Source organism: Ruegeria sp. AK11, from assembly GCF_056541095.1.
On record NZ_JBQFXU010000001.1, the window covers coordinates 1,450,922 to 1,477,761 of the forward strand.

General features: G+C 57.9%; 26 protein-coding genes. 18 read left to right on the forward strand and 8 right to left on the reverse strand.

Features of this window, described 5'->3' with window-relative positions; genetic code table 11:
- The first annotated feature begins 9 nt into the window (after positions 1 to 9).
- The 3 genes from ACR0D9_RS07305 to mdoH are packed head-to-tail and all read left to right on the forward strand — an operon-like array spanning position 10 to position 4,591.
- Positions 10 to 1,227 carry an OpgC family protein gene (locus ACR0D9_RS07305; RefSeq protein ID WP_480484239.1) on the forward strand — a complete coding sequence of 406 codons (1,218 nt, stop codon included), beginning with the start codon at positions 10 to 12 and terminating at the stop codon, positions 1,225 to 1,227.
- Positions 1,224 to 2,723 carry an OpgD/OpgG family glucan biosynthesis protein gene (locus tag ACR0D9_RS07310; protein WP_480538188.1) on the forward strand — a complete coding sequence of 500 codons (1,500 nt, stop codon included), beginning with the start codon at positions 1,224 to 1,226 and terminating at the stop codon, positions 2,721 to 2,723. The genes ACR0D9_RS07305 and ACR0D9_RS07310 overlap by 4 nt, the downstream gene beginning before the upstream one ends.
- Positions 2,720 to 4,591 carry a glucans biosynthesis glucosyltransferase MdoH gene (gene mdoH / locus ACR0D9_RS07315; protein WP_480538253.1) on the forward strand — a complete coding sequence of 624 codons (1,872 nt, stop codon included), beginning with the start codon at positions 2,720 to 2,722 and terminating at the stop codon, positions 4,589 to 4,591. Before ACR0D9_RS07310 ends, mdoH begins: the two co-directional genes overlap by 4 nt.
- Here the strand turns inward: mdoH and ACR0D9_RS07320 are convergent, their stop codons facing one another.
- Positions 4,592 to 5,416: a CE1 family esterase gene (locus tag ACR0D9_RS07320; RefSeq protein ID WP_480538190.1), complete on the reverse strand. Its 825-nt coding sequence runs from the start codon at positions 5,414 to 5,416 to the stop codon at positions 4,592 to 4,594.
- Complete coding sequence (locus ACR0D9_RS07325) at positions 5,413 to 5,886, reverse strand: rhodanese-like domain-containing protein (protein ID WP_480485185.1); 474 nt, start codon at positions 5,884 to 5,886, stop codon at positions 5,413 to 5,415. Before ACR0D9_RS07325 ends, ACR0D9_RS07320 begins: the two co-directional genes overlap by 4 nt.
- Positions 5,887 to 6,108: 222 nt before the next feature.
- On the opposite strand from ACR0D9_RS07325, the gene ACR0D9_RS07330 reads away from it, so the two are divergent.
- The 7 genes from ACR0D9_RS07330 to selD are packed head-to-tail and all read left to right on the forward strand — an operon-like array spanning position 6,109 to position 14,201.
- Complete coding sequence (locus ACR0D9_RS07330; protein WP_480485184.1) at positions 6,109 to 8,979, forward strand: monovalent cation/H+ antiporter subunit A; 2,871 nt, start codon at positions 6,109 to 6,111, stop codon at positions 8,977 to 8,979.
- Complete coding sequence (locus ACR0D9_RS07335) at positions 8,979 to 9,338, forward strand: Na+/H+ antiporter subunit C (protein ID WP_209503290.1); 360 nt, start codon at positions 8,979 to 8,981, stop codon at positions 9,336 to 9,338. Before ACR0D9_RS07330 ends, ACR0D9_RS07335 begins: the two co-directional genes overlap by 1 nt.
- Positions 9,335 to 10,879: a monovalent cation/H+ antiporter subunit D gene (locus tag ACR0D9_RS07340; protein ID WP_480485183.1), complete on the forward strand. Its 1,545-nt coding sequence runs from the start codon at positions 9,335 to 9,337 to the stop codon at positions 10,877 to 10,879. The genes ACR0D9_RS07335 and ACR0D9_RS07340 overlap by 4 nt, the downstream gene beginning before the upstream one ends.
- Positions 10,879 to 11,376, forward strand: coding sequence for a Na+/H+ antiporter subunit E (locus tag ACR0D9_RS07345; RefSeq protein WP_480538192.1), 498 nt, complete (start codon positions 10,879 to 10,881; stop codon positions 11,374 to 11,376). The genes ACR0D9_RS07340 and ACR0D9_RS07345 overlap by 1 nt, the downstream gene beginning before the upstream one ends.
- Positions 11,373 to 11,642, forward strand: coding sequence for a K+/H+ antiporter subunit F (locus tag ACR0D9_RS07350; protein ID WP_209503286.1), 270 nt, complete (start codon positions 11,373 to 11,375; stop codon positions 11,640 to 11,642). Before ACR0D9_RS07345 ends, ACR0D9_RS07350 begins: the two co-directional genes overlap by 4 nt.
- A gap of 7 nt (positions 11,643 to 11,649) precedes the next feature.
- The gene (locus ACR0D9_RS07355; protein WP_209597047.1) at positions 11,650 to 12,036 is read left to right on the forward strand and encodes a Na+/H+ antiporter subunit G; all 387 of its coding nucleotides are present in this window, start codon (positions 11,650 to 11,652) and stop codon (positions 12,034 to 12,036) included.
- A 5-nt stretch (positions 12,037 to 12,041) separates the two neighbouring features.
- The gene (gene selD / locus ACR0D9_RS07360; protein ID WP_480485182.1) at positions 12,042 to 14,201 is read left to right on the forward strand and encodes a selenide, water dikinase SelD; all 2,160 of its coding nucleotides are present in this window, start codon (positions 12,042 to 12,044) and stop codon (positions 14,199 to 14,201) included.
- Here the strand turns inward: selD and mnmH are convergent.
- Complete coding sequence (gene mnmH, locus ACR0D9_RS07365) at positions 14,192 to 15,244, reverse strand: tRNA 2-selenouridine(34) synthase MnmH (protein WP_480538194.1); 1,053 nt, start codon at positions 15,242 to 15,244, stop codon at positions 14,192 to 14,194. The genes selD and mnmH overlap by 10 nt on opposite strands.
- Positions 15,245 to 15,281: 37 nt before the next feature.
- The gene (locus tag ACR0D9_RS07370; RefSeq protein ID WP_480485180.1) at positions 15,282 to 15,947 is read right to left on the reverse strand and encodes an SOS response-associated peptidase; all 666 of its coding nucleotides are present in this window, start codon (positions 15,945 to 15,947) and stop codon (positions 15,282 to 15,284) included.
- A 55-nt stretch (positions 15,948 to 16,002) separates the two neighbouring features.
- Here ACR0D9_RS07370 and ACR0D9_RS07375 point away from each other — a divergent pair, with 55 nt between their 5' ends.
- Complete coding sequence (locus ACR0D9_RS07375) at positions 16,003 to 17,655, forward strand: tetratricopeptide repeat-containing sulfotransferase family protein (RefSeq protein WP_480538196.1); 1,653 nt, start codon at positions 16,003 to 16,005, stop codon at positions 17,653 to 17,655.
- Positions 17,656 to 17,718: 63 nt separating this feature from the next.
- Here the strand turns inward: ACR0D9_RS07375 and ACR0D9_RS07380 are convergent, their stop codons facing one another.
- Positions 17,719 to 19,296: a bifunctional metallophosphatase/5'-nucleotidase gene (locus ACR0D9_RS07380; RefSeq protein WP_480538198.1), complete on the reverse strand. Its 1,578-nt coding sequence runs from the start codon at positions 19,294 to 19,296 to the stop codon at positions 17,719 to 17,721.
- A 107-nt stretch (positions 19,297 to 19,403) separates the two neighbouring features.
- Between ACR0D9_RS07380 and ACR0D9_RS07385 the strand changes: the two genes are divergently transcribed.
- From ACR0D9_RS07385 to arsC, 4 genes are read left to right on the forward strand one after another with little or no spacing between them, the layout of a single operon-like run.
- Entirely contained in the window at positions 19,404 to 19,742 is a 339-nt protein-coding gene (locus tag ACR0D9_RS07385; RefSeq protein ID WP_209503272.1) for a DUF952 domain-containing protein, read from the forward strand.
- Positions 19,739 to 20,170, forward strand: coding sequence for a DUF1330 domain-containing protein (locus ACR0D9_RS07390; protein ID WP_480538200.1), 432 nt, complete (start codon positions 19,739 to 19,741; stop codon positions 20,168 to 20,170). The genes ACR0D9_RS07385 and ACR0D9_RS07390 overlap by 4 nt, the downstream gene beginning before the upstream one ends.
- On the forward strand, positions 20,167 to 21,225 hold the full coding sequence (locus tag ACR0D9_RS07395; RefSeq protein WP_480538202.1) for a quinone-dependent dihydroorotate dehydrogenase: 1,059 nt from the start codon (positions 20,167 to 20,169) through the stop codon (positions 21,223 to 21,225). Before ACR0D9_RS07390 ends, ACR0D9_RS07395 begins: the two co-directional genes overlap by 4 nt.
- A complete protein-coding gene (arsC, locus tag ACR0D9_RS07400; RefSeq protein WP_480538204.1) occupies positions 21,222 to 21,563 on the forward strand; it encodes an arsenate reductase (glutaredoxin) in 342 nt (113 codons plus the stop codon). The genes ACR0D9_RS07395 and arsC overlap by 4 nt, the downstream gene beginning before the upstream one ends.
- Here the strand turns inward: arsC and ACR0D9_RS07405 are convergent.
- Genes ACR0D9_RS07405 through ACR0D9_RS07415 form a run of 3 tightly spaced genes read right to left on the reverse strand, consistent with a single transcriptional unit; the run spans position 21,560 to position 23,818 of the window.
- On the reverse strand, positions 21,560 to 22,876 hold the full coding sequence (locus ACR0D9_RS07405) for an MATE family efflux transporter (RefSeq protein ID WP_480538206.1): 1,317 nt from the start codon (positions 22,874 to 22,876) through the stop codon (positions 21,560 to 21,562). The genes arsC and ACR0D9_RS07405 overlap by 4 nt on opposite strands.
- A 2-nt stretch (positions 22,877 to 22,878) precedes the next feature.
- The gene (locus ACR0D9_RS07410; RefSeq protein WP_267364663.1) at positions 22,879 to 23,397 is read right to left on the reverse strand and encodes a PaaI family thioesterase; all 519 of its coding nucleotides are present in this window, start codon (positions 23,395 to 23,397) and stop codon (positions 22,879 to 22,881) included.
- 1 nt (position 23,398) lies between these two features.
- On the reverse strand, positions 23,399 to 23,818 hold the full coding sequence (locus ACR0D9_RS07415) for a PaaI family thioesterase (RefSeq protein ID WP_480538208.1): 420 nt from the start codon (positions 23,816 to 23,818) through the stop codon (positions 23,399 to 23,401).
- Between the two features lie 115 nt (positions 23,819 to 23,933).
- Between ACR0D9_RS07415 and ACR0D9_RS07420 the strand changes: the two genes are divergently transcribed.
- From ACR0D9_RS07420 to ACR0D9_RS07430, 3 genes are all read left to right on the forward strand, one after another.
- Complete coding sequence (locus ACR0D9_RS07420; RefSeq protein ID WP_480485170.1) at positions 23,934 to 24,302, forward strand: MerR family transcriptional regulator; 369 nt, start codon at positions 23,934 to 23,936, stop codon at positions 24,300 to 24,302.
- 270 nt (positions 24,303 to 24,572) lie between these two features.
- Complete coding sequence (locus tag ACR0D9_RS07425; protein WP_209503256.1) at positions 24,573 to 24,974, forward strand: MerR family transcriptional regulator; 402 nt, start codon at positions 24,573 to 24,575, stop codon at positions 24,972 to 24,974.
- A gap of 42 nt (positions 24,975 to 25,016) precedes the next feature.
- Entirely contained in the window at positions 25,017 to 26,798 is a 1,782-nt protein-coding gene (locus ACR0D9_RS07430) for an acyl-CoA dehydrogenase C-terminal domain-containing protein (RefSeq protein ID WP_480538210.1), read from the forward strand.
- Positions 26,799 to 26,840: the final 42 nt, after the last annotated feature.

Sequence of the window (26,840 nt, forward strand, 5' to 3'; positions counted from 1 at the left end):
AGAGACCGTATGGCGACCATATCGCCCGCTGCTGATTTTGCACCCGTCGCAGCCCCGGCTGCGGCCCCCGCCCGCACGCGTGACCCGCGACTGGATTTCTATCGCGGCATCGCGATGTTCATCATCCTGATCGCCCACATTCCCAATGATCCTTGGGCGAATTGGATCCCGGCGCGCTTTGGGTATTCGGACGCAACCGAGATTTTCGTGTTCTGTTCGGGCATGGCCTCGGCCATCGCCTTTGGCGGGGCGTTCCTGTACAAGGGCTGGTGGATGGGCACGGCCCGAGTGGCCTATCGCATCTGGCAGGTTTATTGGGCCCATATTGCCCTGTTCTTCTTTGTCGCCATGACAATGGCAGCGCTGGACCTAACCGGCGCGTTCGGGAAAACCTATGTCTCGTCCCTGAACCTTCAGCATTTCTTCAATGATCCCGCCCCGCAGATGGTGGGGATCTTTACCCTGACTTATGTACCGAACTACTTTGACATCCTTCCGATGTATCTGGTGGTACTGGCGCTGATGCCGCTCTACATCGCGCTGTACCGTGTCAGTTTCTGGCTGATGGCGGCTGCATCTGTGACCATCTGGTGCATCACTCAGACCGGCGCGCTGGCCCTTCCGGCCGAGCCGTGGTCGGATCGGCAATGGTTTTTCAACCCGTTTGGCTGGCAATTGCTGTTCTTCACCGGATTTGCCTTGATGCGCGGATGGATTCCCGCTCCACCAGTATCGAAATCTCTGGTCTGGGCGGCTGCCTTGTTCCTGATCCTGTCAGCTCCGTTTGGGTCTTGGAAGGTCTTCCTCTGGGTTAACAGCGCTGCGCCTGAGTTGGGCGCTGCGATCCGAAAGATCTGGCCACTGACCGACGAATTGCGCGACAAGACCGAGTTTGGCGCGCTGCGATATGTCCATTTTCTGTCACTGGCCTATCTGGGCTGGGTCGCGGCTGGCGAACATGGTCACCGCCTGATTGCGACGGGCCACAGCATGGGTGCGCGCGTCTGGCAATTCCTGCTGACGGTCATCACCAAAGTCGGTCAGCAATCCCTTGCGGTGTTTGTATTTTCCATGGCAGCAGCACGACTTATCGGCGTTGCCCTCGATCAAGCTGGGCGGGATGTTGCCACCGTCTTTGTCGCCAACATAATTGGCTTTGCCATGATCATCGGCGTGGCCTATCTGGCAGCTTGGTTCAAGTCTCAACCCTGGAAATTGAAGAGATGAATTTCACCCGTCGCGCATTCCTAGTCTCGACGACTGCCTTGGCCTTTGCCCCATCGGCCTATGCGACCGGGGGCGCAGTCCCCTTTGACCGCGACCACGTGATCGAACTGGCCCGCGAACTGGCCAGCCGCCCCTATGCGGAACGCGAAATGGTTCCACAAGAATGGCAGGATCTGACTTACGAACAATATCGCTCGATCCGTTTTCGACTGGACCGGGCGTTGTGGTACGAAACCGAAACGCCATTCAACGTCGATTTCTTCACACCGGGCCTGTATTTTCCCCGGACCGTCAAGGTGGAAACGGTCGAAAATGGCATGACAACACCAGTCGATTTCGATCTGGGGATGTTCGACAAATCCGAAGATGTGCCGCAATTGCCCGTCGACGAGACTCTGGGCTTTTCAGGCCTGCGGCTGCGGACCGAGATGCACCGACCCGGCAAGACGGATGAGTTCTGCGTCTGGCAGGGTGCCAGCTATTTCCGCGCTATTGGTCTGGACGAGGTCTACGGTCTGTCGGCACGCGGTCTCGCCCTGAAAACAGGCGACCCGGATGGCGAGGAATTTCCTGAGTTCATCCGTTTCTGGCTGGAGCGCCCCAAGCCCGGCCAACGGAATATGGTCGTACATGCGCTGATGGACAGTCCCAGCGTGACTGGGGCCTATCGCTTCAATGTCACGGCGGGGGCGGATTGCATTATCGACGTCAAGGCCACGCTGTTTCCCCGCGAAGACCTACCTCATGTAGGTATCGCGCCGGGCACCTCGATGTTTCTGTTCGACCAGACCAACCACAGCCGGTTCGACGATTTCCGTCCGGCCGTCCATGACAGCGACGGGCTGTTGATCCGCAATGGCGCGGGCGAGGTGTTGTGGCGTCCGCTGGCAAACCCGGCCCGCCTGCAAATATCGTCTTTCGTTGACGAGAACCCGCGCGGCTTCGGGCTGATGCAGCGCAAGCGCGAGTTTTCGGACTATGCCGACCTTGAGGCGAATTATCACAAGCGCCCGGGCCTGTGGGTCGAGCCTCGGGATGACTGGGGCAAAGGCACCGTTACACTGGTCGAGATACCGGCCGATCAGGAAATCTATGACAACATCGTCGCCTATTGGCGTCCGGCAGAGCCCTATGCGGCAGGCAGTCGGGTTGACCTGTCCTATCGTCTGATCTGGGGTGAGGAGCCTCAGCGCACTCCGATGCCACGGGTGACCAACACCGCCATGGGCGAAAACACCTTCGGTGAGGGGCGTTTGGCCGTCATCGATTTCGAAGGCAGCGATTTGTTCGATGATATCGAGGCGATCAGTGTCTTCGTGGATTCCCCTCATGCTGTAACCTCGGACGGTGTTCTGCAACGCAACCCGGATACGGGTGGGTTGCGTCTTGCGTTTTCATTCCAGCCAGATGGGCGCGATCATGTCGAGTTGCGCGCGCAACTGCTGAAAGACAAACAGCCTGCCTCTGAGGTGTGGCTTTACCGATGGACCATATGAACCGCGGTCTGCATATCATGCCGCCCGAGGCACCTCTGGCGATGCCCACGCAGAATTTCAGCGTTGGGTTCCACGATGCTGATGCCCCGTCGGGCACAGACACGGGCGCGACTGGATTTTGGCGCGCGCTTGCGTTTTCACCGGCGATGGTAGCGACATTGGGCCTGCTTTGGATCATGAGCGACTGGTTCAGCGCCCAGGGGATCAATCTGATCGAGGGCATCCTGTTGGCGCTTATCTCGTTCAACTTCTTCTGGATTTCGTTCACGGTCTGCACCGTTCTGCTGGGTATGGTTTCGCTGTCGAGACAGGATCGTCCGCAGCGCAAACGCACAGCACAGCCCCTGCGCGTTGCCCTTTTGACACCGGTATACAACGAAGTGCCATGGAACGTGCTGGGCAACGCCCGCACCATGCTCGAAGATTTGCAGGCACGCGGTGGGCAGCATCACTATGCCATGTTCATCCTGTCCGACACGCGCGATCCTGAAATCGCGGCACAGGAACAGGCCAGCGTCGAAGCCCTGCGCACCACGCTCGCTCCAGAACTGGAGTTGTATTACCGCCGTCGCGAGCAAAACACCGACCGCAAGGTGGGAAACATCGCCGACTGGGTCAGTCGCTGGGGCGCAGACTGGGACGCGATGTTGGTTCTGGATGCGGACAGCCTGATGACCGGCCGCGCCATACACCGGCTGACCGATGCGCTGGCGCGTGATCCCGGTGCCGGGCTGATTCAGAGCTATCCGCAACTGATCGGCGCGCAATCGGTTTTTGCCCGTATGCAACAATTCGCCAATGGAGTCTATGGCATCGCCTTTGCCGAAGGGTTGGCGCGCTGGTGCGGGCAAGAAGGCAATTATTGGGGCCACAACGCCATAATCCGCACCAAGGCTTTCGCCACCAGTGCCGGACTGCCCAAGCTGCGTGCGTTCAACGGTCAGGACAAGCTGATCATGAGCCACGATTTCGTCGAGGCTGGATTGCTGCGCCGTGCCGGATGGGCGGTGCGGTTCCTGCCGCGCATTCGGGGATCTTACGAGGAAACGCCCCCCACACTGATCGATCATGCGATGCGGGATCGGCGTTGGTGCCAGGGCAACCTGCAACACCTGAAACTGCTGGGCTCGACTGGATTCCGGGCCGTCTCGCGTTTTCATATGTTCCACGGTGCCGTAGGATACCTGATGTCACCGTTGTGGTTTGCGCTGCTGTTGATGTGGGCACTGATTGGTCAGGGCAAAGACGCCTCTGTCCTGCATTACTTCAGCCCCGATAATCCGCTGTTCCCGCAATGGCCGGAAATGTCGGAAACCCGGCACGTTCTGATCATTCTTGTGATGTATGCAATGCTGCTGGCACCCAAGGTGCTGGGAGTTCTGGCTTTGCCGCTAAGCGGTGTGCGCTACTCCGAATTCGGAGGCGGCCTCAAGTTCCTGACCTCGTTTCTGGCCGAGGTCATTCTGTCGATCCTGTATGCGCCGATCCTAATGGTGCAACAGATGATCGCCGTTTTCCGGACAGCACTTGGCATTCAGCGGGGCTGGTCGCCGCAAGCACGCGACGGTGGCAGTTACGGATTGCGCACGCTGCTTCTGTGTCACGCATTGGAAACCGTCAGTGGCATAGCCTTGAGTGTTGGTATCCTGTCCGGGCTGGTCTCGATCTGGCTGGCTCCGATTGCCATCAGTCTCGCCCTTGCCATTCCGCTATCGGCACTCAGCGGTGTTTCGGCCGGTGCCGCACGCCGGATGGTCGGAATGCGCGAGGATTTCCGCGAACCTGCCATCACCCGGTCGGCCCGCCGTTACCGAGCCGAGCTGAAGCAACTGGTTGAAGGCAAGATCAACATGACCCCGGCAGAGTGATCAGCTGCCGGGAAGCCCTTCGTACCAATCCACGACCATATCAGCCCAACCGGCTGGAACTGTATGACCGCCCGGGAACAAGGCAAACTCCAGCGCGCTGCCTTTGGCACAGGTGGTCCAGCGGCGGCGCATAAAATTCCCCGTTGTGCTAAAGCCGGCCGGTTTGTGATCGACGCAGCCATTTGCCTCGCGCCAGATTTCGAACCCGGCATAGATATCGCCCTGCCGAAACCGGCCACCGCCCAGTACGCGCCCCTCAAGCGGTACCACGTTGTCCGTCCAGCCATGGGTATGAAACATCCGGATCGGACCCTTGCAGGTTTCCGGGTGTGGCCTCCAGAATCCTCCGGACACCGGAACATATGCCGAAAATGTCTCGGGCGCCTTGCAGGCGAGATAGTTGACCATAAAGCCACCAGCCGAAAACCCGCCCAGCATGACCCGGTCCGCATTGATTCCGAACCGGTTTTCCGCGTCCTGAACCACTTCGGACAGAAAGGCGGTTTCATCCCGTTTGCCAAATCCTGGAATAAAGTTCCAGCTTTTTCTGCCGCCCCGGTTGGGCCTTTCCGAACCTTCCGGTGCCATCACAGCATACCCCCGCGCCAGCAGAGGTTCGACCATCCCGCGATTTCGCATCGTGCCAGATCCACTGCCGCCATACCCGTGCAGAAACACCAACAACGGCGGGTTTTCCGCACCGGGCAATTCGATGTGATACGCGCCCAAGGATGTTTCGCAAATTTCCCCCTGATCAGCACAATCCGCCAAGGCCAACTGCGCGGTGAAGGCAAATACTGCTGCCAGGCTGATTTCCCTGATCATCCTGCATCCTCACTGTATTTACGGACCGGTAAACCGGTCCTTACCCATCCCGGCCCGGCCGCCGAGCCCAACATACCCTCGGGTACGTCGATGATATTTGTGAATCCGGCTTCAATCAAACGATTGCTGAGGCGCGCGGACCGCACCCCTCGGGCGCAGATCAGCGCCACGGGCGCAGCCTGATCACCGCCGGTCATTTGTGTCAGAACGTCGACGAAATCCTCGCGGCGCATGTCCAGCGGTACCGCGCCCTCGCCTATTCCCGAGGCGCGCCACTCGCGCGGTGTGCGGATATCAACCAGCAGAACGCGCCCGTCCGCGGCCTGCTCATGGGCGTCGGCCACACTGATCCGGCCACCGCTGTGATCTTCAGGGATCAGTCTGTATTGCCTGATCGCAAACCCGGCAGCAATCGCGGCACCGCCACCAATCAATAGCCACCGTCGGGATCGGTTCGTTTTTTCGGCCACGCCTCAGCCTCCTGTTCGCTGATGCTGGTTCTAGCACAACCACACAGCAAGTTGCGCGGTGAAACACAGCTCGCAGATCAAGATCGCGTCATTAATGCGCAGCGCCGCCAATGCCTTGGTGATCCGTTGGAGCCCGGCAAAAAAGTTGCCATCTCTGGACAGTCGGCAAAATATCCTTACAAAATTGACCTCACCCTGACCGCCCAGACCGGAGTATCGCACTTGTCCCTATTCCTTATTGCGGCCCTTCCCTTCCTTGGTGCTGTATTTCCCGCACTGCTGATCCGCGCGGGCCGAAATGCCGCCGCATCCGCAGCCGGGTTGACCACATTTCTGGCCCTGATGGGGCTGCTGATCCACATCCCTTCGGTCATGCGCGGAGACGTCGTGACTGCCCGGTTTGACTGGATACCGAGGTTGGGCCTGAACGCGAATTTCATGCTGGACGGGCTGGGATTTCTTTTCGCCTTGCTGATCCTTGGCATTGGATTGCTCATCATCCTCTACGCACGGTTCTACCTGTCGCGCGAAGATCCGATGGGGCAGTTCTATACCTATCTGCTGCTGTTTCAGGGGGCGATGGTTGGTATTGTCCTGTCCGACAATATCCTACTTTTGATTGTTTTCTGGGAACTTACATCGCTCAGCTCATTCCTGCTGATCGGCTATTGGAAACACCTGCCCGATGGCCGTCAGGGCGCGCGCATGGCTTTGGCCGTCACCGGCTCGGGCGGGTTGGCGATGATCGCCGGGATGCTGATCCTCGGCAATATCGTTGGATCCTATGACCTGAGTGTCATTTTGCAGAACAAGGAGCTGATCCAGGCGTCCCCCTACTACCTGCCAGCGTTGATCCTGATCCTGCTGGGCGCCTTCACCAAGTCGGCACAGTTCCCGTTTCACTTCTGGCTGCCCCACGCAATGGCCGCGCCGACGCCGGTGTCTGCCTATCTGCACTCGGCCACCATGGTGAAAGCCGGTCTGTTCCTGATGGCGCGGATGTGGCCTGTTCTGGCAGGAACAGATGCGTGGTTCTACATCGTGGCCACGACTGGTCTGATCACCATGCTGCTGGGTGCGGTCATCGCGCTGTTCAAGGATGATCTAAAGGCGTTGCTGGCCTTTTCGACTGTATCCCATCTGGGCCTGATCACCATGCTATTGGGCTTTGGCACTAAAATTGCCGCCGTGGCCGCCATTTTCCACATAATCAACCATGCGACCTTCAAGGCCGCCCTGTTCATGACCGCCGGGATCGTGGATCACGAAACCGGCACGCGGAACCTGAAACGGCTGGGGGGTCTGCGTCACCTGATGCCGATCACCTTCACCATCGGCACCATCGCGGCCCTGTCCATGGCGGGTCTGCCGCCGCTGAACGGCTTTTTGTCGAAAGAGATGATGCTGGAAGAGACCGTTCACACCACTTGGTTGCATTCACATTATCTGGTTCCGGGGCTGGCACTTTTGGCAGCGCTGTTCTCGGCCGCTTATTCTTTCCGCTTCGTCAGCCATGTTTTCCTTGGACCCAAGCGAGAAGACTATCCCAGCCATCCGCATGACCCGCCTGTCGGGCTGTGGCTGGCGCCCGCACTGCTGGTTGTACTGGTCGTCCTGATCGGTCTGAATTCCGCCGCGATCGTTGGCCCCCTGATCGCCGTGGTTTCCAGCGCGGTGATAGGCGGCGAGAAGCTGCCGTATTACTCGCTCAAACTGTGGCATGGCTTCACGCCCGCACTTTACATGTCGGTTGTTGCGACATTGGGCGGCCTTTTCCTGCTGGCGCTGCACAAACGCGGCGAGCAGGTCTGGAATGCCCTGCCCCGGCCCGAGGCCAAGGTAATCTTTGAGGCTATCATCGACGCGCTGACCAGATTAAGCCGCTGGATCACCGATGAAATGCATAACGGTGTTCTCAGCCGCTATGCGATCATCTTCGTCGCTTTCACCGTGGGCCTTGGTTATTACGCCTATTCGACAGGAACCATCGGCTTGGAAACCCGCGTTCCGCTGCCAGCGCAGATCATTCCGATGATCGGCTGGATTTGTCTGGTGGGCGCAACGCTTGGTATCATGTGGTTCCACCGGAACCGCCTGTTGTCGCTGGTGTTGATCGGCGTCGTGGGCCTGATCGTTTCCATCGCGTTCAACTATCTTTCCGCTCCGGACCTTGCCCTGACGCAAATCTCGGTCGAGGTGGTAACGATGATCTTGTTGCTGCTGTCGCTGAACTTCCTGCCGACCGAGACGCCATGGGACAGCAGCGCAGCGCGGCGATGGCGGGATGCCGCGATTTCCGTCGTTGCCGGTCTTGGCACCGGCGCGCTGGTCTACGCGATGATGATGCGCGATTTTGCATTTCCAACGATTTCAGAGTTCCATCTGGCCAATTCCTATAAGGGCGGTGGCGGCACCAATGTGGTCAACGTGATCCTGGTCGACTTCCGGGGTTTTGATACGTTTGGAGAGATCATCGTGCTGGGCATTGCCGCGCTGATTATCTTTGCGCTGACGGAATCCGTGCTAAGCACCAATGTCCGCAGTTACCTGCTGAATCGCAAACCGCACTGGCCGCAGTCTGGTGATTCACACCCGCTGATGATGGTTGTGGCGACCCGCGTGATGATGCCGATTGCGCTGATGGTCGGAGCCTATATTTTCTTCCGTGGGCACAACCAGCCCGGCGGCGGATTTATCGCTGGGCTGATCGTCGCCATCGCCTATCTGATGCAATACATGGCCAGCGGCTATACTTGGGCGATTGAGCGGCAGCGGTTTTATTACCACGGCACCATTGGCTGGGGCGTGCTGATCGCCGCTGCCACGGGGCTGGGGGCCTGGTTCAATGAACGCCCCTTCCTGACCAGTGATTTTGGCTATCTCCACTGGCCCCCGCTTGAGGAATTCGAATGGGCCACCGCCATGCTGTTTGACACGGGCGTGTTCCTTGCGGTTCTGGGTGCGGTCATGCTGGCACTCGACAGCCTGTCCCGCTTTGCGTGGCAGCCCGGAATGGCACAGGAATTCCCGATGGATATCAATCCCCTGCGGGACTCTCCACCGGAACAAGAACAAGAGAAGGAGCAGGCCTGATGGAAGCGCTCGTAGCCTCTGCCGTCGGTATATTGACCGCTGCCGGAATATTCCTGATCCTGCGCCGCCGGACGTTTCCGGTCATTCTGGGCCTGTCGCTGATCACTTACGCGGTCAACGTGTTCCTGTTCGCGACCGGGCGTCTTGCGCTGAACGCCCCCCCGGTTCTGAACAAATACAAGGACGTCGCTTACACCGATCCTCTGCCACAGGCGCTGGTGCTGACCGCAATTGTGATTTCCTTTGGAATGACCGCGGTGATCGTGATGATCTCGCTCAGCGCGTACCTGTCCTCCAAGGATGACCATATCGACATGACAGCGCAGGACAGCGTGGACGCAGCAGGAGAAGACGCATGAACCACTGGATCGTTGCGCCGATCGTCCTGCCCGCGATCCTGGCTCCGTTTAGCATCATGGTCCTGCGATACCATCTGGATCTGCAGCGCATCTTTTCGGTCGCCGGTGTTGTGGCCTTGCTTGGGATTGCGCTGACAATCACAGCGCAGGCTTCGGGCGGAGATATTCAGGTTTACGAGCTTGGAAACTGGCCCGCCCCGTTTGGCATTGTCATGGTGCTGGATCGAATGTCAGCTATGATGGTTTTGCTGACAGCTCTGCTTGCCTTGCCGATTGTGCTTTATGCCATTGCAACAGGCTGGGATGATCGGGGCAAACACTTCCACGCCCTGTTCCATTTTCAGCTTATGGGTGTCTGCGGCGCATTCCTGACCGGAGATGCCTTTAACCTTTTCGTGTTTTTCGAAGTTCTGCTGATCGCCTCTTATGGCCTGATGACCCATGGTGGCGGTGCGGTGCGATTGAAGGCGGGTGTGCAATATGTGGCTTACAACCTGTTGGGATCGACTTTGTTCCTGTTTGCGTTGGGCACGATCTATGGCGTGACCGGGACACTGAACATGGCGGATATCGCCATAAGGGTTGCCGAAATCCCGACCGAGGATACGGCATTGTTGCGGGTTGGCGCAGTCCTTTTGTTGCTGGTCTTTTGCATCAAGGCCGCCGTTCTGCCCCTGCATTTCTGGCTACCTGCCAGCTATGCCAATGCGCCAATGCCCGTCGCGGCCCTGTTTGCAATCATGACCAAGGTCGGGGCTTACTCGATTCTGCGGATGTTCACATTGGCCTTTGGCCCCGATGTCGCAGCGACAGAAGGTCTGGTGGGTGAGTGGTTGCAACCTGCTGCACTTGTCACTTTGGCTGTCGGGGCTATCGGCATTCTGGGGTCAAAACATATCGCCCGCATGGTGGCGTTCTGCGCGATTGCATCCATGGGCACCCTGTTGATCGCGATCTCGCAATTTACGCCTGATGCGACAGCCGCGGCGCTGTACTATGTGTTCCATTCGACGCTGGCGACAGCCCTGCTGTTCCTGGTTGCCGATCTGGTGATGGCGCGGCGCGGCGGGGCCATCGCACCAACGCCACCCATGCCGCAAAGCGGGCTGGTGTCTGCACTGTTCTTCGTGGGGGCGATTGCGATGGCGGGAATGCCGCCCTTGTCCGGCTTTATAGGCAAGCTGCTTGTGCTGGACGCCTCGCGCGATGCTTCGGATGCCACGGCGGTCTGGGCCGTGATTCTGATCAGCTCATTCGTCACAATAATTGGCTTGGCCCGAGCCGGAACTTTGATTTTCTGGAAAAGCTACGACACTCAGGCTGTTCCGATAGCTGAACCAGCGGAAAATGAAGCTGCCCCCGCACCGGTCGCACCTGAACCAAAACCCGGTCTGGCCTTTACTGCCGTGTTTGGCGCCGTAGCCGGCCTGATCCTGCTGACATTGTTCGCGGGCCCAGCGCTGGAATATACAAGCCAAACCGCAGACCAGCTGTTTACGCCTGCAAACTACATCTCTGCTGTATTGGGAGGGGCCGAGTGATGAAACTACTGCACCGGATATTTCCGCACCCACACCTGACCATTCTATTAACGATCGTCTGGATCCTGCTGGCGAACAAGCCGTCACTGAATTCTCTGGTCTTTGGCCTGATCCTCGGGATCATCATTCCCTTTGTCACACAACCTTACTGGCCCGACCGGCCCAAGCTGCGCAACTGGCCCATGGTCGCCGAATACATGATCGTCGTGCTATGGGATATTGTCGTTGCAAATATTACGGTGGCCCGGATCGTTCTGTTCAAACGCAATAAAGACCGGCGGCCCAACTGGGTTAGCATTCCGCTGGAGCTTCGGACACCCGAAGCCATAACCGTGCTGGCCGGGACCATCACGATGACGCCCGGCACCGTCAGTTGCGACCTGTCAGCACAGGGGCACAATCTGCTGGTTCATTGCCTGGACGCGCCGAACCCAGATCAGGTGCGCGACGAAATCAAGCAGCGCTATGAACGTCGCCTGAAGGAGATTTTCGAATGATCGAATACGCAATCTACTTTGCATTTGCCTGTTTCGGCGCGGCGATCATGATGTGTCTGTGGCGGATCATCACCGCGGATGGCGTTGGGACCCGGGTTCTGGCTCTGGATACAATGGTCATCAATACGATTGCCCTGATGATCCTTTATGGCCTGTCGAAAGGGACCGAGATTTTCTTTGAAGCGGCCATGATCATCGCGATGCTGGGTTTCGTCTCGACCGTGGCATATGCGCGCTTCATGCTGCGCGGCAACATCATCGAATGAGGGTGATATGACATTCATTGCAGAGCTGCTGATCGCCGTTTTCCTTATAATCTCGGGTGTTTTCGGGTTTGTCGGGTCCTTCGGCATGATCAAGCTGAATGACCCTATGTCCCGCCTTCACGCACCGACCAAGGCGACAACTTTAGGCGTGGGTGGGGTGTTGCTGGCTTCGATCACCCATTCCGTTCTGCTGGAAGGCAAACTGTCGCTGCACGAGCTTCTGATCACGCTGTTTTTATTCCTGACGGCTCCGATCACGGCCCTGTTCATTGCAAAATGGCATATTCACCGTCATGAACTGCCCAGCGACCTGCCCGATGCTGGCGAGGATGAGCTTTGGGCCACCCACGCTGTCGAGCAGGTCGAGGATGTTCCGGACCACAGCGCGAATTAACACAAATGCACACATCTCCGCTGCCCCTGACCCGTGATCTGGTTTTAATTGGCGGCGGCCACACCCATGCTCTGCTGCTGCGCAAATGGGGAATGAGCCCTTTGCCCGGCGCGCGGGTAACCGTGATCAACCCCGGCCCCACCGCTCCCTATTCCGGGATGTTGCCCGGATATGTCGCCGGACATTACGACCGGTGGGAGCTGGATATCGATCTTGTCAGACTGGCCCGTTTCGCAGGTGCGCGGGTGATCTTGGGCACGGTCAATGGCATCGATACCGAAACACACGAAGTGCATGTCCTCGGGCATCCTCCGGTAGGCTTCGACGTGGCTTCGGTCAATGTAGGGATCACGTCGGACATGCCCGCCTTGCCAGGCTTTGCGGAACATGCAGTGCCAGCCAAGCCGCTGGGACCTTTTGCTGCGAAATGGGCCGAGTATCTAAAGGGTCAAGGCCCGGCCTCGGTCGCTGTGATCGGTGGCGGCGTCGCGGGCGTCGAACTGGTCATGGCGATGGCACATGCGTTGAAGGCCAGGGGGCGGGCGGCACAGATTACCCTGATCGATAGGGCCTCGGCCCTGACTGCAACCAAACCCAAGGCGGCGGCAACAATCCGGATTGCAATGCATGACCTTGGTGTGGAGGTGATTGAAAACGCGGTGATCACCCGGATCGGGCAGGATCACGTGGAACTACAGGACGGGCGCACAATTCCGGCTGGTTTCGTGACCGGTGCCGCCGGAGCCCGCGCCTATGACTGGATCGCAAACACAGGGCTTGACCTTCAGGACGGACACATCCGAGTGAACGGCTACCTGCAATCCAGTGATCCGGCTGTGTTTGCCGCCGGGGATTGCGCCCATCTTACGGACAACCCCAGACCGAAGGCTGGTGTCTATGCGGTGCGCGAAGCGCCGGTTTTGTACGATAATCTTCGCGCAGCGCTCGGCGCGGGACAGATGCGAAAATACACACCGCAAAAAGATTATCTCAAACTGATCTCACTGGGTGGCAAGTCAGCACTGGCCGAGCGTTTGGGAACATCGTTCAGCGGCCCGTTGATGTGGACATGGAAGAACCATATCGACCAGACCTTTATGAACAAGTTTCGCGACCTGCCGCAAATGACACCGCCCGCCCTGCCACGCGTCCGGGCAACCGGGCTTGATGAGGTTTTGGGTGAAAAGCCCATGTGCGGCGGATGTGGAGCAAAGGTCGGGCGCGACGCATTGCAACTCGCCCTGAAATCCCTCCCCGCCCCTGCTCGTACCGACATCACCGCCCTACCCGGCGACGATGCCGCGCTTTTGCAAACAGGCGGGGCGCAGCAAGTCATGACGTCTGACCACCTGCGGGCTTTCACCAACGATCCCGCACTTATGACGCGGATCGCTGCCGTTCACGCCCTGGGGGATATCTGGGCCATGGGGGCCGCACCTCAGGCGGCCACGGCAACAATCATCCTGCCGCGCATGTCTGCCGCCCTGCAAAGCCGCACAATGTCCGAAATCATGTCAGTCGCGAGTGACGTCATGCGGGCTGCGGGCGCGGAAATCGTGGGCGGGCACAGCTCAATGGGCGATGAGATGACTGTCGGTTTCACGCTGACTGGCCTGTGCAAGGCTACCCCGATTACATTGGCGGGTGGTCAGCCGGGGGATCGCCTGATCCTGACAAAACCCTTGGGAAGCGGTGTTCTGATGGCGGCGGAAATGGCTGGTCTTGCCGAAGGGGCCTGGGTCGCGGCAGCCTACAAACATATGACACAGCCCCAGGGCGATGCAGCCCGCATTTTGGCCAACGCCCATGCGATGACCGACGTGACCGGGTTTGGTCTGGCCGGGCATCTGCAAGGCATCTGCGACGCATCGCATTGCGGCGCTACGCTTGAACTGGACGCGGTAAAGGTGATGGACGGCGCGCTTGCGCTGACGGATCAGGGGGTCCGGTCAACGATTTTTGCCGACAACAACGCGATTGCGCCCGATCTTCCGTCCGGGGGCAAGGCGGCGCTGCTTTTTGACCCGCAAACAGCCGGGGGTTTGCTGGCCGCCGTGAATGCGAAGGACGCCGAAACCCTTTTGCAAGATCTTCTGGACGCGGGATATACGGCAATGATCATTGGCCAGCTGACCGACACACCGGGTTTGCGCCTTCAAAGCTGATCCAGAAGGCTTTCAATTTGCGCGGCCGCGTTGCTCAGCCCCGTGTTGTCCAAAGTTTCCACATCAAAACTGGCCAATACCTGCACCGGGCGGGATTGCCGGGATTTGGCGTATGCGGGATCATAATGCTGTTCCATCAAGGCCCGTGTCAGCGCCTGTTTTTGACCCGCATCAATCAATCGCAGCCATCCGTCAACGACCTCATGCCCGCGATGGAACCGCAGCGGTGACAACCGGTCCCGCAATCGGTCACTGTCAGACAGAATGTCGTCATAAGCCCGAACCAGATAGGCAGAACGGGCTTCAATTGAAGCCGTAATGTTCACACGCGGAGCCTTGCACAACGCGTTCCAAAGGCTGGGCGGCAGGATCAAGCTGCCAATTTTGGATGATTCCGCTTCGACCACGACTGGACGCGCCGGATCCATTGAACACAGCGCAGCAGACAGGGCAGATTCAAACCCCTTCTGACTGGGCTGCCCCCCTGGCCTTTCGCCCAGCAAGGACCCGCGATGGTTGGCCAGCGCTTCAAGGTCCAGAATCTGTACGCCTCGTGCGTGCAACAGAGCCAAAAGATCGGTCTTTGCGGTGCCCGTGTAGCCATCCAGCGCGATCAGCCGATGTGGCAAGGGATCATCGTACAAATAAGCGTTCACCAATCGACGGTAGGTACGATAGCCGCCGTCTACCACTTCGGCGCGCCAGCCAATTTGCTGCAACATCCATGTGAATGATCCGGAACGCTGTCCACCGCGCCAGCAATAGACCAAGGGGCGCCACGCTCCGTCATGATGGCTGAGGTGGTGTTCGATGTGATTGGCTGCATTGCGGAATACCATAACAGCACCCAGCTTGCGCGCCAGAAAGGGGCTGTCCTGTACATAAATGGTTCCGACCCGGGCGCGTTCCTCGTTGTTCAGCACAGGCAGGTTTATTGCACCCGGCAGATGATCTTCGGCAAACTCGGCAGGGCTGCGAACGTCGATCACGGTATCATAGCCGTGCGCGTAAAGTTGGGTCAGGTCAGGAAATTTCAGAGCCATGCCGAAGGTCTAGCTTGCTGCGTTTCCGATGAAAAGGTCACGCGTCACAAGGTTCGATCAGCTCTGGCCCGCTGGCCCGGTTCGAGTTCACCGCAGGCCCGACCCGGTGGAAGGTCAACACATCCTCGTTCCCCGGCTGCATCAGCCGCGCGGCCCCTTTTCCGGCTTCACCCAACCACAATGGCCAGTCATTGGGTTCTACGATCAAGGGCATTCGCTGATGGATGACCTCAAGCCATTTGTTGGCAGCCGTCGTCACGATAGCACAGGTGCCCTGCCGTTCGCTTTCAGGGCCCCAGTCCTGCCAGACCCCGGCAAAGGCAATGGGAGCTTTGTCCTGACGGTGGATATACCAAGGCAGGCGCGTTCCCTGTTTGGTTTTTGTCCATTCATAGAACCCAGTCGCTATGATCAGGCAGCGGCGCGTCCGGCAGGCATCGCGAAAGGCGGGCTTGTCCGCCAGGGTCTCGGCCCGGGCGTTGATCAGTAACGGCCCCGCCGTTTCGGTCTTGTACCAATGTGGCAGAAATCCCCAGCGCAGCGCATCCAGATGGCGGCCTGTTTCGCCGCTACGCACGACATGTACCTGATTTGTCGGACAAACATTGAAATTCGGCACCACAGGTAGCGCATTTGCCGGGCGCGCTGAAAACAGCTGCGCCATTGCGTCGTTGGGAAGAGTTATTGCAAACCGTCCGCACATGGGTAATGAACCACCGATACATTCTTGATACAGGCACAGGATCTCACGGGGTCACATGGAATACCAGACAACGCAATCCCTCAAGAGCAAAGCACTGGCGCTTCTGGAAGCAGGCAAGCTGCCGCAAGCTTTGAAAAAGGCCCAGCTGGGTGTCAAGAAATTCCCAAAAGACTCGGATTATCATGCCATCGCCGGCTTTGTTTTGACCGAGATGAAGCAATACAAGAAATCTATTCCGCATTTTGTTGAAGCCTCGCGGATGAAACCGGACGACCTGCAGTTTGTCGAAAACCTGGCGAATGCATTGATGCAGACCGGGCAAATTTCCAAAGCCCTGGACTATACCGAACAAAAGCTGGAGCAATTCCCCAACAACCAGGAATTGAACCGCGTGCTGGATGAAATTCACCTCAAAGGCACCAATTGGCGCATGATGATCGAACATGCGAGCAAGAAGCTGGAGAGCGATCCAGACAATGTGGACCTTCTTGCAAAACGTGCCAGAGCTTACGCCAATATCGGCTTTGACGATGAAAACTCGCGGGATGTCGCCCGCGCCTACGAGTTGGACCCCGAGAACACAAAGATTGCCCTTATTAAGTCTGTAAACCTTCACCAAACGGGTGAAAAGAACGAGTCCAAGGCAATACTGAGGCGCGTTCTTCAAAACGAACCCGAGCATATGTCGGCTTTGCTGCAATTATCGGCAATTGCAACCACAGAAGAAGCTCCGGAGCTGCTGGAAGCCGTTAATAAAGCCATCTCCGAAAAGGGAGATGATAAGCTGGAACTCCAGTTCGCCAAGGCTCATTTGATTTCAAAGTTAGACGGGTTGAATGCCGCCATGCCGCATTATGCACGGGCCAATGAAATTCAGCACCAAGGCAACCCCTATGTCCCGGCGGATGAAGAGGAAAAACTGTTCCGGATCACCAGCTTGTTCCCTGTCGATTCCGATGCACCAGAGTCCGGCTTTGCCGAGGGGCCAGCACCGATCTTTGTACTGGGTCAACCTCGCTCGGGCACGACATTGATGGAAATGATGCTGAGTTCAGCCCCCGGAATTTCCGGTTGCGGCGAACTGACTTTGGGGGCCGATCTGTCGCGTGAGTATGAGAAAAAAGGCCAGAAGTATGACGCTGCCAAAGCGTCCGAGCTTGCGCGGGAATTCCTCGAATTGATGCCGCCCATTCCGGGCGACTCTGTCGCCTTTGTCGACAAGATGCCGCACAATTATCAACGTATTGGATTCCTGCTGTCTGCCTTCCCAAAGGCAAAGATTATCAACATGCTGCGCGATCCGCGTGATGTTGGATTGTCCAAATGGATCAGATGTTTTCCTGCGGGCGGAATGCGCTATGCCTCGAATATGCAAGCCATCGCCCATTCGGCAAATATGTATCGTCGTTATATGGCGCATTGGGATACCGTGTTCGGAAATCGTATTCTGACGGTACCTTACGAAGAACTGGTGGCCGACCCGAAAACCTACAGCCAGCAGGTCGCTGCGTTCTGCGATTTGGAGTGGACCGAAACGATGATGCACCCCGAGAAAAACACCAAACAGGTACGTACGGCAAGCATCGATCAGGTGCGCAACAAGATCTCGACCAAGTCTATCGGCGGCTGGCGCGGGGTTGCTGAGCACATCAAACCGATGCTGGACGGGTTCGATCCGAAACTCTGGCCGGAATATGATTTCAGCTGATCCGTTCCCAAACAAAAAAGCCGCATCACAGGGATGCGGCTTTTGTCTTTGTCGTAAACCAAGTTACTTCTGTTTGATACGCCCGTCTACATAGGGCTGATAGGGCGCATTTTCCGCCAGGTATTCCGCGGTGACATCCGCAAGGTCCGGGCCGAAGTCATAGGCGTTCTTGTCATCGCCTTCGAACATCTTGTACCCGTCACCACCGTTGCGGACGTAGTTGTTGGTGACGACCAGGTAGGTCTTGTTCGGGTCGATCGGAATAAAACCGTCACCCTCGGCAATCATCACCTCGCTGACGCGCCCCTCGTTCGGTGCCACGCTTGGGTCCCAGGTAAAGCTAAGACCGGCGACCTGCGGGAATCGGCCTTTCACTTCTTCCACCTGACTTACGCCATTTTCGAGTGCGTCAATGACACCCTGTCCGCTGATTTCAAAGGTCGACAGTGTATTCTGGAAAGGCAACACCGTCAGAACCTCGCCCATGGTCACATCACCGGGATCGATAGAAGCCCGCAACCCACCCGAGTTGGCAATGGCAATCTGAACGCCCTGATCCGCCACACGCGCCAGCATCGCATCGGCAACCAGGTTGCCCATCTGGCATTCCTGCACGCGGCAAATTGAGCGATCCCCTTCAATGGCTTCTGCAGCGCTTGCAACAACCTTGTTGCGGATTTCATCCAAAGGCACCGCCAGTTCCGCAATCCGGTCCAGCGCGGCCTGATCCTCGGTCACAGCGTTGTCCATGATCAAAGGCTCGCCAGCTGCCTCGATCACTTTGCCATCGTCATCGAAAGTGACGTTCAATTCGCCCAGAAACTTGCCATAGGCATAGGCCTGAACGATCTGTACGCCGTTTACCACTGTTGGGTACGGACCTGCCGCCTTATCCGACACATTCGAAAGATACGTGTTCGAATGCCCGCCGACGATCACGTCAACACCAGTCGTCTCTTGCGCGACACGCTGATCGACGCCATAGCCGGAATGGCTGAGAACGATGATCTTGTTGACACCCTCACCTGTCAGTTTATCGACTTCGGCCTGCACAGCTGGCACCGGGTCCGAGAACGTGACATTGGGGCCGGGCGAGGCAAGCTCATCCGTGTCGATTGGGCTCAGGCCGATCAAGCCGATCTTCTCGCCGCCTACTTCGATAACGGTCGATTTCTTGATCCTGTCCGTCAAAAGCTCTTCGTCGTGAATATCGGCGTTGGACATCAGGACCGGGAAGTCGACCGAGTCGATGAACCCCCGCAACACTTCGGGGCCGTCATCAAACTCGTGGTTGCCAACGGTCATGGCATTATAGCCCAGCTTGTTCATGAACTCGGCTGCGACCTTGCCCTTGTAATAGGTATAGAAAAGGGACCCCTGGAACTGGTCACCTCCATCCACCAGAATCGAATTCTCTGCCCGTGCGCGCGCGTCGGCAACTGCCGTTACAAGGCGCGCCGATCCGCCAAAGCATTTGCCTTCTGCATTGTCTTCCTCACCGCAACCGCTGTCGTATTTGTTGATCGGCTCAAAGCGCGAATGGAAATCGTTGGTGTGCAGAATTGTCAGCTTGTAATCGGCTGCTGCGGCACCCGCCGTCAGGCCCACCACCGCGACCGAAGTTAAAAATCGGGTCAACATCTTGGAACTCCCTGTTATTATTGCCGGGGATCGTGCGCTTATGTCGACCGAGAGTCAAAGGAGAAATCCAGCTTGATTCCAAGCGCCGTGCGGGGCATCAGGTCATCATGCTGATCTACAAGATTTTCCGAGCCGTCGAATGGGCTGAACTGCAAAGTCTGGGCGCCACAGACGGAGCACCCATTGACGTGTCAGACGGGTTTGTTCACTTTTCTACCGCTGAACAAGCTGCTGAAACCGCTGCCAAGCATTTTGCGGGCGTTGAAGGGCTTACGCTGTTGGCCTGTGATGCCGATGCCATGGGCGATGACCTGAAATGGGAAGTGTCGCGAGGAGACGCCCTGTTTCCACATCTGTATCGTCAGATCAGGTTAAGCGACGTTGTCTGGGCGCGACCCCTGCCTTTTGTCGGCACGGCACATCAGTTTCCCGAGGACATGGCATGATATCTTATGTCGATCCGGATCGCGGCCAGTTCGAGGCGTTCAAGGCCCTGGACCGCGACCAGCCGATCGAAATGCTCAATCTGGTGAAGTTCCGCGCCGAGGCGCAGTATCCCAAATCACATGAATTGGCGGGCGCAGGGTTGACCGGGGCGCAGGCCTATCAGAAATACGGGACTGAAACCGCCCCAATCATTGGCCGTATCGGGGCAAGCATCCTATGGCGGGGTGTCTTTGAAACGACACTGATCGGACCGGCTGATGAGGTATGGGATGCCGTCTTTATCGCACGCTATCCGACTGCATATGCGTTTCTTGAAATGGTGACCGATCCGGCCTACCGGGCGGCGGTGGTCCATCGGCAGGCTGCGGTAGAGACCTCGCGCCTGATCCGGTGCGGATCAAGCGAAAGCAGGAAAGCGTTCGGATGAAACTGACCGAGAAATTCGGGCTTGCAGCCCTGCACTGCATGGACCCCGAAACCGCCCACGGGATGTCGATCAGGGCTTTGAAGGCGGGGCTTGCGCCTGCGCCGGGGCCGGTGACAACGCCGCGCCTGAAAACAAGCCTTGCCGGGTTGGACCTGCCTAACCCGGTAGGATTGGCCGCGGGCTTCGACAAAAACGGTGAAGTTCTGACGCCGCTGTCGCGCGCAGGGTTCGGTTTCATCGAAGTCGGGGCCGTCACACCGCGCCCGCAACCGGGAAACCCCAAACCACGCCTGTTTCGCCTGACCGAGGACAAAGCGGCGATCAACCGTTTTGGCTTCAACAACGAAGGCATGGAGGTGATGGAAAAACGGCTTGCTGATCGCCCCCAAAATGCGGTGATCGGCCTGAATCTGGGCGCCAACAAGGACAGCGAGGATCGCGCGGGTGATTTCGTAAAGGTGCTGGCGCATTGTGCCGCGCATCTGGATTTTGCCACGGTCAACGTGTCATCCCCGAATACGGAAAAGCTGCGGGATTTGCAGGGCAAGGCGGCGCTAAGCGCGCTTTTGAACGGTGTGATTGAAACCCGTGATGCGCTGCCTCGCCCACTGCCCATCTTCCTGAAAATCGCGCCGGACCTGACCGATGCCGAGTTGCAGGACATTGCCGATGTTGCGCGCGAGACCCGTGTGGATGCCGTGATCGCCACCAACACCACCCTGTCGCGTGACGGGTTGCGCAGTTCGCACAAAGGTGAAACCGGCGGATTGTCCGGCGCACCGCTGTTCGAGAAATCAACACGTGTTCTGGCACGGCTCAGCCAGTTGACCGGAGGTGACATTCCCCTGATCGGCGTGGGTGGCATCAGCAATGCGGAACAGGCCTATGCCAAGATTTGCGCCGGGGCATCTGCTGTGCAGTTCTATACGGCGATGGTGTATGGCGGCATTTCTCTGGCGGCTGACATTGCGAACGGGCTGGATGAACTGCTGGCCCGCGACGGCTTTGAGAATGTAGCCCAAGCCGTCGGCAGCAAACGAGAGGACTGGCTATGATCGAATATTGGCACAACCCGCGCTGTTCAAAATCCCGCGCTGGTCTTGCATTGCTGGAAGAAAATGGTGCACGGGTCACGGTGCGCAAATATCTTGAGGATGCACCATCAATTGATGAGCTGCGAGCGGCACAATCCGCCTTGGGGCTTTCGCCCGTCGAGATGATGCGCACCGGAGAATCCCGGTTCAAGGAACTGGGGCTGACAAAGACCTCGCCAGACGACGCCCTGATCCGGGCCATGGCTGAAAACCCGATCCTGATTGAACGTCCGCTTGCCATTGCGGGCGATAAGGCTGCCATCGGGCGTCCATCGGAAAACCTTCTTACGCTGCTCTAGGCCACCTGCGCCTCGAGCTTGGGATAGCGCCACCCCAAAGTCACGCCACGTGCGATGTTAAGCACCATCAACGCGGCCCACAGGCCGTGATTTCCGAAACTTGGCACCAGAATGAACAGCGCAACCAGATAGATAGCGACCGATTGGAACATCGCGCTACGCATGGCCCGGGTCCATGTTGCACCTATGTAGATGCCGTCAAACATCCAGCTTGCCACGCCGATAACGGGTGCCAACGCGGCCCAGACAAGAAACTCGCGCCCGGCCTCGCGCACCTGCGGCGATGTTGACATGAGGTCGATCAACGCCGGTCCGGCGACAAAGAAAACCACACCCAGTAACAGGGCACCCCCAACACCCCATTGCGAGGTCATGACAGACGCGCGGCGCACCTGATACCTGTCTCTGGCACCCACCGCGCTTCCGACCAGCGCCTCGGCGGAAAAGGCGAACCCGTCCAGCGCGAAAGCCGTGATTTCAAGAAACTGAAGCAAGACCTGATTGGCCGCCAGATTGACATCACCCAGATCCGAACCGACGAAAAGAAAGGTCGTGAAGGATCCGGTTAGCAAAACCGACCGGATCATGATATCGCCGTTGACCTGCAACATCCGGCGCAGTCGGGCAGCGTCAAATATGCGGGCCCAGTCACGCCAGATTCCGTCTTCGAACCCATCCCGACACAGCCAAAGGCCCAGCGCCAGACCTGTCCATTCCGCGATCAAAGTGGCTATGGCAACCCCTTCGACACCCCAGCCAAGACCAAGCACAAACCACAGGTCCAGAACGATGTTCAATCCGTTCATCCAGACCTGAAGAACAAAAACCCCACGCGTGCGTTCAACCGCAATCAACCATCCGGTAACCGCATAAAGCGCGATAGTTGCTGGCGCCCCCCAAATTCGAATCTCAAGATAGGCGCGGGCGAGCGTTTCGACCTCGGGGCTCGCCGGAGATAAAGCGAACGCACCCGCGAACACGGCCACTTGTGTAAGGATAAAGAACAGCCCAGCCGCGCCGCCAAGCATCAGGCCGCGCATCAGCAATGCCCGGGTTTCAACAGCGTCGCCTGCCCCGCGTGCCTGCGCCGCCATCCCGGTGGTTCCCATCCGCAAGAAACCGAAGATCCAGTAGATCGTTGACAGGATCACTGCACCGATCCCGACCGCACCAATAGGCGCAGCCTGCCCCAACTGGCCGACAACGCCGGTATCAACTGCCCCCAGAATCGGAACGGTGGCGTTCGACAGGACAATCGGCACAGCGATCTTCAGTACCCGTCGATGCGTGATGGGCGCCGAGGCGTCCTGCATGGTCAGCTCTTGCCCCGAGGCGGTTGCGGCATCAGGAAATGCCCGGAGGCCTGCGCAAACAGTTTCGCATGATTGTCCTGCCAGGCTTCAACCCGTACCGAGGCGTAACGCCGCCCCGACCGGCTGATAAATGCCCGCGCATAGGCGTCTCGCGGCAAGCCCGAACGCAGATAGTCAACGGTAAAGTCGATCGTCTTGGGAAACCGGATGCTTTCGTCTGACACGATGGCCTCTGCATCGATCTCTCCGCTTTCAATACTTGGGAACATGTGTTCCCAGCTCAGCGTGATAACGGCTGTCACTTCCAAAAAGGCAGCCGTCACACCACCATGAATTGCAGGCAGAAACGGATTGCCGATCAACTTGTCATCGAAATTCAAAACGCCGGTCAGCTCATCCCCGCGCCTGTCAAAACTGATGTTCAGGAAACGTATATACGGTACGCCGTCGACAAGCGCACGCAGGGCTGCATCGCGGCGCTGCTTGACCACCTGCATCGGCTCGGGACGAGGTCTTGGCATATTACTTCTCTTCAACCGTAAAGGACCCTGAGGCTGTCGCCACCGGCAGGTCCGTGTCGTTGTCCATTGCGGTGGCCCGCACGAAGGCAACGTTTCGCGTGATATGGTGACAGACGGCATGTGCAGTAATCGTCTGACCTGGCGTCGCCGCGCGCATATAGTCTATCCGCAGATCGATTGTTGCGGTTCCTCCGGGGGCCGATGGGTGGCTCATCACCGCAGCGCCACAACAGGTGTCCAGAATCGTGGATATCGCTCCCCCATGAATCACCGCTGTACGCGGATCCCCGATCAGGTCTTTGTTGTAGGGCAGAGTTATCTCTGCCTCACCCTCGCCGATCTGCGTGAGCGTAAGGTTCAATGCCCGCGCATGGGGGATCGCCTCGATAAACTGGCGGGCTAAAACTGTCTTATCGACCATAAGTATGCGTCCTGTTCTCTGCACCGCCTTTATGAGCCGGTGTTCCGGTAAAGAGCAAGCCTACCTGTTGCGCTTGGGATCGGGACCGCCTAGGTTGCTGACGAGGAGACCGGGAATGTCCAACAACCGTTTGTCATTCAAAGAAATGTGCGCCGAGTTTGACGTGACGCCGCGCACCCTGCGCTACTACGAATATATCGAGCTTTTGCAACCGGACCGCGAAGGGCGTTCGCGCTTTTACGGGCCCCGGGAATGCGCGCGGATGAAACTGATCATGCGCGGCCGAAAGTTTGGTTTTCCTCTAGAAGAGATTCGCCAATGGCTACTGATCTATGAAGATCAGGGAAACGAGGCCCAGATGGCCACCTTTGTCGAAATGGCGGACCGCCAGATGAGTGAGCTTCAGCAGCAGCGACAGCAACTGGATGAGGCAATGGACGAACTCAAAAGCCTGCGCGACCAAACGGCCAAGTCGCTGGAATAACCTTTTCCGATATTTCATAATCAAGCATTGCAGGTGGCAGAACCTGTCGAAACCGGTGCGCATCCCCTTCAAGGCACCCGTTTATTCATGCCGGAAATCAGTTGACGTAACGGTAACAAAATTACGCCGAAAGCCCCTTACGTGCACGGATGTTACGTCAACTTCAAAGTGACGCAGCGTCTGGATTACGTAAACGTCACTCACATGTTGTAAAGCACCCACCAACTGCGCAACTCATGTTTCATGACGCCAGTGACGAGAGTATGACGAATGACCGAAGATGTGATGACCATCCGCGAGATGTGCGAGACCTATGATGTCACACCACGCACCTTGCGGTTCTATGAGGCAAAGGAACTACTGTTCCCGATCCGCGAAGGCCAAAAACGTCTGTTCACCAAACGTGACCGGGCGCGGCTGAAGCTGATCCTGCGCGGCAAAAGATTCGGGTTCAGCCTCGAGGAAATTCGACAGCTGCTGGATCTCTACCATGTGGGCGATCAACAGGTCACCCAGATGAATCGCACTTATGAAATCGCGTGCGAGCGTCTGGCTGACATGGAATCGCGCCGCGAAGAGCTGACGCAGGCCATCGACGATCTGAAAGAGCAGTTGCGCTGGGGCGAGAAAGTCATCGCCTCGATGAAACAGGAAAAGAAGGCGGCCGAGTAACCTCGCCCTGCCTTCCGGACATATGAATTAAGGGAGCTTCACATGCCCGTTTACAACGCGCCAACCAAAGACATGCAGTTCATTCTGCACGATGTTCTGAAAGTCTCGCAGTCGGACATCCCCGGCTATGACGAACTGGAGCCCGAATTCACCGGCGCAGTTCTGGAAGAAGCAGGCAAGGTTGCCACCAACGTCCTGCATCCTTTGAACGTTGTTGGTGACACCGAAGGGTGCCGGTTGGAAAACGGCATTGTGTACACCCCTACCGGGTTCAAAGACGCCTTCGAGCAGATGAAGGAAGGTGGCTGGACTGGCCTCGACATGCCGGAAGAGTATGGTGGCCAGAACATGCCTTACGTGATCGGCACAGCTGTGGGTGAGATGTTCTCGGGCTCCAACCAGGCTTTCACCATGTATCAGGGCCTGACCCACGGCGCGGCCTCGGCCATTCTGGCGCACGGGACAGACGAGCAGAAGAACAAATACCTGCCCAACATGGTCAGCTGCGAATGGACCGGCACCATGAACCTGACCGAACCGCATTGTGGCACCGATCTGGGCCTGATGCGCACCAAAGCAGAACCGCAGGGTGACGGCAGCTACAAGATCTCCGGCCAGAAGATCTTTATCTCGGCTGGCGACCACGACATGGCAAACAACATCGTCCATCTGGTGCTGGCCAAGATCTCGGGTGGCCCCGAGGGCATCAAAGGCGTGTCGCTGTTCATTGTGCCCAAGTTCATTGTGAACGAAGACGGCAGCCTGGGCGAGCGCAACGGCGTATCGGTCGGCAAGATCGAAGAGAAAATGGGTATCCACGGCAACTCGACCTGCGTCATGAACTATGACGAAGCCACCGGCTGGCTGCTGGGCGAAGAGCACAAGGGCATGCGCGCCATGTTCACCATGATGAACGAAGCGCGTCTGGGGGTGGGCATGCAGGGCCTGTCGCAAGCCGAAGCGGCCTATCAGAATGCTCTGGAATACGCCAAGGACCGTTTGCAGGGTCGCGATGTGACCGGTGTCAAGAACCCGGATGGTCCGGCCGATCCTCTGATCGTGCATCCTGATATCCGTCGCAACCTGATGGATCAGAAAAGCTTTACCGAAGGCGCGCGCGCGTTCATCCTTTGGGGCGCGACCATGATCGACAAGGCGCACCGCGCGGGAGACAAGGATGCGGACGGGCTGATCTCGCTGCTGACCCCGGTCATCAAAGGCTTCCTGACCGACGAAGGCTACGACATGACCGTTCAGGCGCAGCAGGTCTATGGTGGCCATGGCTACATCGAAGAATGGGGCATGTCGCAATATACCCGCGACGCCCGCATCGCGATGATCTACGAAGGTGCAAATGGCGTTCAGGCGCTTGATCTTGTGGGTCGCAAGCTGGCGCAGGATGGCGGCAAGCACGTCATGGCGTTCTTCGAGATGGTCAAAACCTTCTGCAAGGAAAACGCGGGCCAGAACGAAGCATACGACAAGGCGTTCATCGAACCGCTGAAAGCCGCATCCAAGGATCTTCAGGCCGCTGGCATGTATTTCATGCAGGAAGGCATGAAGAACCCGAATAACGCATTGTCCGGTTCCTATGACTTTATGCACATGTTCGGCCATGTTTGCCTGGGCCTGATGTGGGCGCAAATGGCGAAAGCGGCTCAGGAAGCGCTGGATGGTGGAGCCTCGGACAAAGAATTCTACGAGACCAAGATTGCCACCGGCCGTTTCTACATGGCCCGCCGCCTGCCCGCGACAGCGATGCATCTGGCGCGAATCCAGACCGGCGCGGACACGGTAATGGCACTGGACGCGGCGAACTTCTGATCTCAGTCTGGGTCCGGGCAACACCGCCCGGACCCAGCTTAC